This is a genomic window from Kitasatospora sp. NPDC004799 (assembly GCF_040609095.1).
Taxonomy (GTDB): domain Bacteria; phylum Actinomycetota; class Actinomycetes; order Streptomycetales; family Streptomycetaceae; genus Kitasatospora.
Window position 1 is genome coordinate 1 of record NZ_JBEXJK010000453.1, and the last position, 6,403, is coordinate 6,403.

At 76.2% G+C, this 6,403-nt stretch carries 3 protein-coding genes; all 3 read right to left on the minus strand.

Annotated features, from left to right (window positions below; genetic code table 11):
* Window positions 1-62: 62 nt before the first annotated feature.
* The 3 genes from ABZW03_RS35205 to ABZW03_RS35215 all read right to left on the minus strand — a co-directional run bounded on the left by ABZW03_RS35205 (window position 63) and on the right by ABZW03_RS35215 (window position 6,249).
* Window positions 63-1,892: an AMP-binding protein gene (locus ABZW03_RS35205; protein WP_355267777.1), complete on the minus strand. Its 1,830-nt coding sequence runs from the start codon at window positions 1,890-1,892 to the stop codon at window positions 63-65.
* A gap of 21 nt (window positions 1,893-1,913) precedes the next feature.
* A complete protein-coding gene (locus ABZW03_RS35210; protein WP_355267780.1) occupies window positions 1,914-3,089 on the minus strand; it encodes an acyl-CoA dehydrogenase family protein in 1,176 nt (391 codons plus the stop codon).
* Between the two features lie 73 nt (window positions 3,090-3,162).
* On the minus strand, window positions 3,163-6,249 hold the full coding sequence (locus ABZW03_RS35215; protein ID WP_355267783.1) for an amino acid adenylation domain-containing protein: 3,087 nt from the start codon (window positions 6,247-6,249) through the stop codon (window positions 3,163-3,165).
* Between the last annotated feature and the right edge of the window lie 154 nt (window positions 6,250-6,403).

The following is a 6,403-nucleotide window of genomic DNA, read 5'->3' on the forward strand; positions in this document are numbered from 1 at the left end:
GTTCTGGGCGCCGCGCTGAGGAGGTTCGGGCGGGGTCGGGCGGTCGTGGGCGGGCGCGTCCGTCAGACGCGCGCCGCGGCCACCCGCTCCTCGATCAGCCGGGCGACGGCCCGCAGATCGGGCTGGCGCAGCACCAGGGGGGCGCGCAGCCGTACGCCGTACTCGTTCTCCAGGGCCTCCAGCAGTCTCGCCGCGGCGAGCGAATTGCCGCCCGCGGCCAGGAAGTTGTCCTCCGGGCCGAGGTCGGCGCGGCCGATCAGCTCGCGGCAGAGCTTCAGCACGGTGCGCTCGACCGGGGTGCCGCCGTCGCTCAGGACGTCGTCGTCCAGGGCGTCCTCACCCCGGCCCGCCGCCGCCTCGGCCAGCAGGGCCCGGCGGTCCACCTTGCCGTTGGCGTCCAGCGGGAAGCGCTCCACCAGCCGGACGGTGGAGGGCACGGCCTGCTCGGGCAGCCAGGGGCGGACGCCGTCGAGCAGCGCCGCGGGGTCGGCGCCGTCCTCGGCCTGGACGAAGGCGAGCAGCCGGGCGCCGCCGGTCGGCGCCTGCTCGGCGGCGACCACCGCCCGGCGCACCTTCGGGTCGCGTTCGAAGGCGGCCTCGACCTCGGCGGGCTCGATCCGCACGCCGCTGACCTTGACCTGGTCGTCGAGGCGCCCGTGGAATTCCAGCACGCCGTCCGGCCGCATCACCACCCGGTCGCCGGTGCGGTAGACCCGGTCGGTGCCGACCACCCCGGCGGGCGCGTCGACGAAGCGGCGGGCGGTCAGCTCCGGGTCGAGGTACCCGGCGGCCAGGCCGCGGCCGCCGATCCGCAGCTCGCCGGCCGGGCCCCGCGGCACCGGGTGGCCGTCCTCGTCGGTGACCACCTGGACGGCGCCGTCGATCGGCAGGCCGATCGGCGGGGCGCCGGCGCCGTGGTCGCCGCCGGGGGCCATGGTGTGCGTGGTGGTGGTGACGGTGGCCTCGGCGGGGCCGTAGGCGTTGTGGACGGTCGCGGTGACGTCGGGCCCGGGGGCCCGGCGCAGCCGGTCGCCGCCGATCACCAGGTGGCGCAGCACCAGGCCGGCGGGCCAGGGCCGGCCGAGGACGGGCTCGGCCAGCGGGGTGGGCAGGATGGACACGGTGACGCCGGCCTCGCGCCACCAGTCGGTGAGCGCGCCGGTGTCCCAGCGGACCGCCTCGGGGGCGACGACCAGGGCGGCGCCGGAGGTGAGGGCGGCCCACAGCTCCTGCACGTGCGGGTCGAAGGCGACGCCGATCAGCAGGCTGTGCCGCTCGCCGGGGCCGAGCCCGGTCGCCCCGCGGTACCACTGCAGCAGCGCGCCGAGCGCGGGCTCGGTGACGGCGACGGCCTTCGGGGTGCCGGTGGAGCCGGAGGTGAGCACCGCGTAGTGGGTGCCGACCGGGACGCGCACCTGCTCGCCGGGGGTCAGGGCGGCGACCACGCCGGCGGTGGGCAGGTCCAGCGGCAGCCGCTCGCCGCCGGGCGGCAGCAGGTCCGGCTCGCCGACCAGGCAGGCCGGGCGCAGCTGTTCGGCGACGGCGCGCAGCCGCTGCTCGCCGGGGCGCGGGCCGAGCGGCAGGTGGACGGCGCCGAGCTTGGCGGCGGCCAGGGTGACGGCGACCAGCGCGACCGAGTGGCCGAGGCAGACGCCGAGCAGGTCGCCCGGGCCGACTCTGCCGCGCAGGGCTTCGGCCACGGTGTCGGCGAGGCGGTCGAGTTCGGCGTAGCCGTACACCCGCTCGCCGTCGATCAGGGCGGGGGCGTCGGGGGTGCGGTGCGCCCAGCCGGTGAACAGGTCGAGCACCGCGCCGTCCCGGTGCGGACGGCCGTACGCGATGCTCGGGGCCCCGGCGTCCGGGGCCTGCGTGCCAAGGTTTTCCATCATCATCTCCAGGAAGGTGACGTACCGTCAGTTCAGGCCCATGGAACGGGCGATGATCACCTTCTGGACCTCCGAGGTCCCCTCGATGATCGTGGTCATCCGGACGTAGCGGTACAGGAACTCCAGCGGGTGCCCGCGCACCCAGCCGGTGGCCCCGTGCACCTGGAGCGAGCGGTCCACCGCGCGCACGGCGGTCTCGGAGGCGGTGAGCTTGGCGAGCGCCGCGTTCTCGGGCGACTCGGTGCCCTCGTCGACCAGCCGGGCGCAGGCGAGGGTGAGCAGCTTGGAGGCCTCGACCTCGGCCCGGGTGGCGACCAGGTGCTCCTGGACGTGCTGGTACTCGCCGATCACCCGGCCGAACGCCCGCCGGTCCTTGGCGTACTCGACGCCGATCCGCAGCGCGTGCTCGGCGATGCCGTTGCACATCGCGGCGACCACCAGGCGGCCGCGCGAGAGGCTGTCGATGGCGAGGGCGGTGGCCGCGCCGACGCCCTCCTCGCCGCCGATCACGGCCTCCGGGCCGACGGTGACCCCGTCCAGCAGCAGTTCGAACAACGGCTCGCCGGACATGCCCTCGTAGCGCTGGCCGATCCGCAGCCCGGGCTGGTCCATCGGCAGCACGAAGGCGGTGGCGCCGGCCGTCGGACCGGCCCCGTCGCCGAGGTCGGTGGCGGCGACGACCAGGGCGATCCCGGCGTGCTCGGCGTTGCTGACGAAGGTCTTGCGGCCGTTCAGCACCCAGCCGTCGCCGGTGCGCACGGCGGTGGTGGTGAGGTGGAACGCGTCGGAGCCGGCGTGCGGCTCGGTGAGGGCGAGGCAGCGGGTCTGCTCGCCGCGCACCAGCGGGACGAGGTGGCGCTCGACCTGCTCGGGGGTACCGTGCCGCAGCAGCGGGCTGGGCCCGTCGGAGCCGGCCAGCGCGTACGGGGCGAGCACGCAGCCGCTGCGCCCGGCGGCGTGGTGCAGCAGGACGACGGCGGTGAACGGCATGTCGGCGCCGCCGAGTTCCTCGGGGTAGTCGCCCGCGTAGAAGCCGAGGGCGGCGGAGCGCTTGCGGACGTAGGCCCGCAGGTCGTACGGCACCTGGTCGGCGGTCTCGGGCAACTCGGCGGCCAGCGGGACGAGTTCGCGGCGCACGAAGCTCTCGAAGGCCTCGACGAGTTCGCGGTGGCCGTCCTCCAGGACGGCGGAGGGGGCGCTCATGCGCCCACCTCGCTGCGCTCGGCAGGGGCATTCGCCCCTGCGCGCCTCTTGATGGTTCGCTCGCTTCGCTCGTTCACTTGCTCTCTCCTGCGGTGAGGGCCTTGGCCTGGTCGGCCAGCACGGCGTGACGGAACAGGGTGCGCAGCGGCGGGCGGCTGCCGAGGTGGGGCTCCAGGTGGGCGGCGAGCTGGGCGGCGAGCAGCGAGTGCCCGCCGACCTCGAAGAAGTGCGAGTCCGCGGTGAAGCGGTCGTGGCCGAGCACCTCGCGCCAGGCGGCGGCGATCAGCCGCTGGCCGGGGTCGGTGAACTCGCTCGGCGCGCTCTCCTCCGCCTCCGGGGCCTCGGCCGCCAGCCGGGCCAGGGCGGCGCGGTCGGGCTTGCCGCCGGGCAGGGTCGGCATCGCGGCGACGGCCGTCCAGGTCGCCGGGACGAGTCCGCCGGGCAGCCGGCGGGCGAGCGCCTCGTGCAGGGCGGCCTGGTCGGGACGGTCGGCGCCCTCCAGGAAGCCGACCAGCCGGGGGCCGTGCTGCGGGTCGGTGTGCAGCAGCACCGCGCAGGAGCGGCCGCCGAGTTCGGCGGAGGCGGCGGCCTCGATCTCCTCCAGCTCGATCCGGTGGCCGCGCAGCTTGACCTGGTTGTCGGCGCGGCCGAGGAAGCGCAGCCGCCCGTCCAGGTCGCGGTAGCCGCGGTCGCCGGTGCGGTAGACGCGGGCGTCGCCGAGCGCGGGGACGGTGGTGAAGCGGGCCGCGGTCGGCTCCGGCAGGCCGAGGTAGCCCTCGGCCAACAGGGCTCCGCCGACGGCGAGTTCGCCGACGCAGCCGGGGGCGAGCGGCTGCAGGGTGTCGTCCAGGACGTGGATCCGCACGCCGTCGAGTTCGGCGCCGAGCGGGATCTCGCCGTCCTCGGCGACGTCCTCGGCGGTGACCTCGTACACGGTGGAGGTGACGGTGGCCTCGGTGACGCCGTAGGCGTTCAGCACCGTGGTCGCCTCGGTCAGGCCGGCCAGCGCCCGGGCGGGCAGCCGCTCGCCGCCGAGCACCAGCAGCCGGGGCGCCCAGCGGCCGTCCCGCAGCGCCTCGCGCAGGTCCTCGCGGACGGCGAGCAGGTAGCTGGTCGGCAGGTTGGCGACGGTGACGCCGCGGGCGGCCAGCACGGCCACCAGCTCCGGACCGGTGGGCACTTCGCGCTGCGGCACGACGAGGGCGGCGCCGGCCGCGAGGGCGGGCAGCACCTCCTCCAGGGCGACGTCGAAGGAGGGCCGGGCGAACAGCAGCACCCGGTCGGCGGAGCTGAGCCCGTACCGTGCGGCGATCGCGGCGACGTACCCGGCGAGGGCCTCGCGGCCGACCAGGACGGGCTTGGGCACACCGGTGGAGCCGGAGGTGTGGATCACGTAGGCGGCGCCGTCCAGCACCGCGGCGGGCTCGGCCTTCGGGAAGGCGGGGCCGTCCAGCAGCGCCGGGGTGACGCCCTCGGCGGGCAGCGCCAGCGCGCTCTGCCGGGTGGCCAGGACGAGCGCCGGGCTCAGCCGCTCCAGCAGCAGCCCGAGCCGGGCGGCCGGGTCCTCGGTGGACAGCGGCGCGTACACGGCGCCGTGCCGCAGGCAGGCGAGCAGGGCGACCACGCTGTCCGCGCCGCGCGGCAGCACGGTGGCCACCGGCTGGCCGGGGGCGACCCCGGCGGCGCGCAGCCGCTCGACCAACTCGGTGACCCGGCGGTCGAGTTCGCCGTAGCTGATCCGCTCGGTGCCGGCCAGCAGGGCGAGCGAGGTGGGGTCGTGGGCGGCGGCCGGGTCGAGCGCCGCCGGGGTGACCGGGGTGGCCTGCGGGGCCTCGGGCGCGGGGGCGAGTGCGGCGATCGGCTCCTGCGGGCGGTCCAGGTAGCAGCGCAGCAGCTCCAGCAGCCGCTCGGACAGCAGCACCGCCTCGGACTCGCGGAACAGGTCGGCGTCGTAGTCCCAGACCAGGGTCATCCCGGCGGCGCCGTGCTTCTCGCCGACCACCCGGCGGTCGTCGGGCAGCAGCACCAGGTCGAGGTCGAAGCGGGTGGTGCCGGTGTTGAAGCCCTCGTACAGCGAGACCTCCAGCCCGGGCGCCTGGACGTCCGGCAGCGCCGCGTCGTGGGCGCTGAACATCACGTTGAACAGCGGGTTGTCGGCGCCGGTGGTGTGCAGTCCGAGCCGGCGGGTCAGCTCCTGGACCGGCAGGTCCTGGTAGGGCAGCGCGCGCAGCAGGACGTCGGTCACCTCGTCCACGGCCTCGGTGCCGGGGGCCGTCGGGTCGAGCCGCAGGCGCAGCGGGACGGTGTTGACGAACATGCCGACGGTGCCCTCGAAGCCCTCCGGGCGGTTGCCGACGGCGGTGCCGATCACCATCTCGCGGTGGCCGCTGTGCCGGCGCAGCAGTTCGGCGAGCAGCGCGAGCAGGGTGCTGAACGGGGTGTGGCCGTCCGCCTTGCTGCGCTCGCGCAGCCGCTCGGCCAGGTCGGCGCCGATCGACTGGCGCAACTGGCCGCCGCGGTGGCGCCGTTCGGCGCCCGGCCGGGCCAGCCCGGGCAGCGTGACCTCGCGCGGCGCGTCCGCCAGCTCCTTGGTCCAGTAGTCGAGTCCGCGGTCCCGGGGGAGGTCGGCGGCGGCGCGGGCGTGCTCCTCGTACGAGGGGGCGACGGGCAGCTGGTACGGCTCGCCGAGGACGGTGGCGCGGTAGACGGTGAACAGGTCGCGCAGCAGGATCGCGAAGGAGTGGCCGTCGTGGACGAGGTGGTGCTCGACGTGGATCAGCCGGTGGTGGTCCTCGCCGAGCCGGACCAGGTGCCAGCGCAGCACCGGCGCCCGGCCGGTGTCCAGCGGCTCCTCGGCCTCGGCGGCGAGCAGCCGGCGGAAGGCGGCCTCCGGGTCCTGCTCGGCGGCGAAGTCGCTGTGGCGCAGCTCCGGTTCGCAGCCCTCGGCGACCCGCTGGCCGGGCAGGCCCTCCGAACTGGGCACCAACTCCAGCCGCAGACCGGGGTGGTGGGCCAGCACGGCGGACAGGCCGGCGTGCAGCGCGTCCCGGTCGAGGGTGCCCCACAGGTCGAGGACGGCGGTGAAGTTGTAGGCGCGGCTACCCGGCAGCATCTGTTCGTGCAGCCAGACGATCTCCTGCGACGGAGAGAGTGCGAACATCGTCGATTCCCTTGGTGTGGTGGGCTTGTCGGCAGTGCTGTGGCCGGCGGCGGGCACGGGGTGGTCCCGCACCGGCCGGTGGGCCGGGCCGCGCCGGGGTGAGGAGCGGCCCGGGCCCGGGGGTGCCGTACGGCGGCGTGTCGGAAGCGCGCGG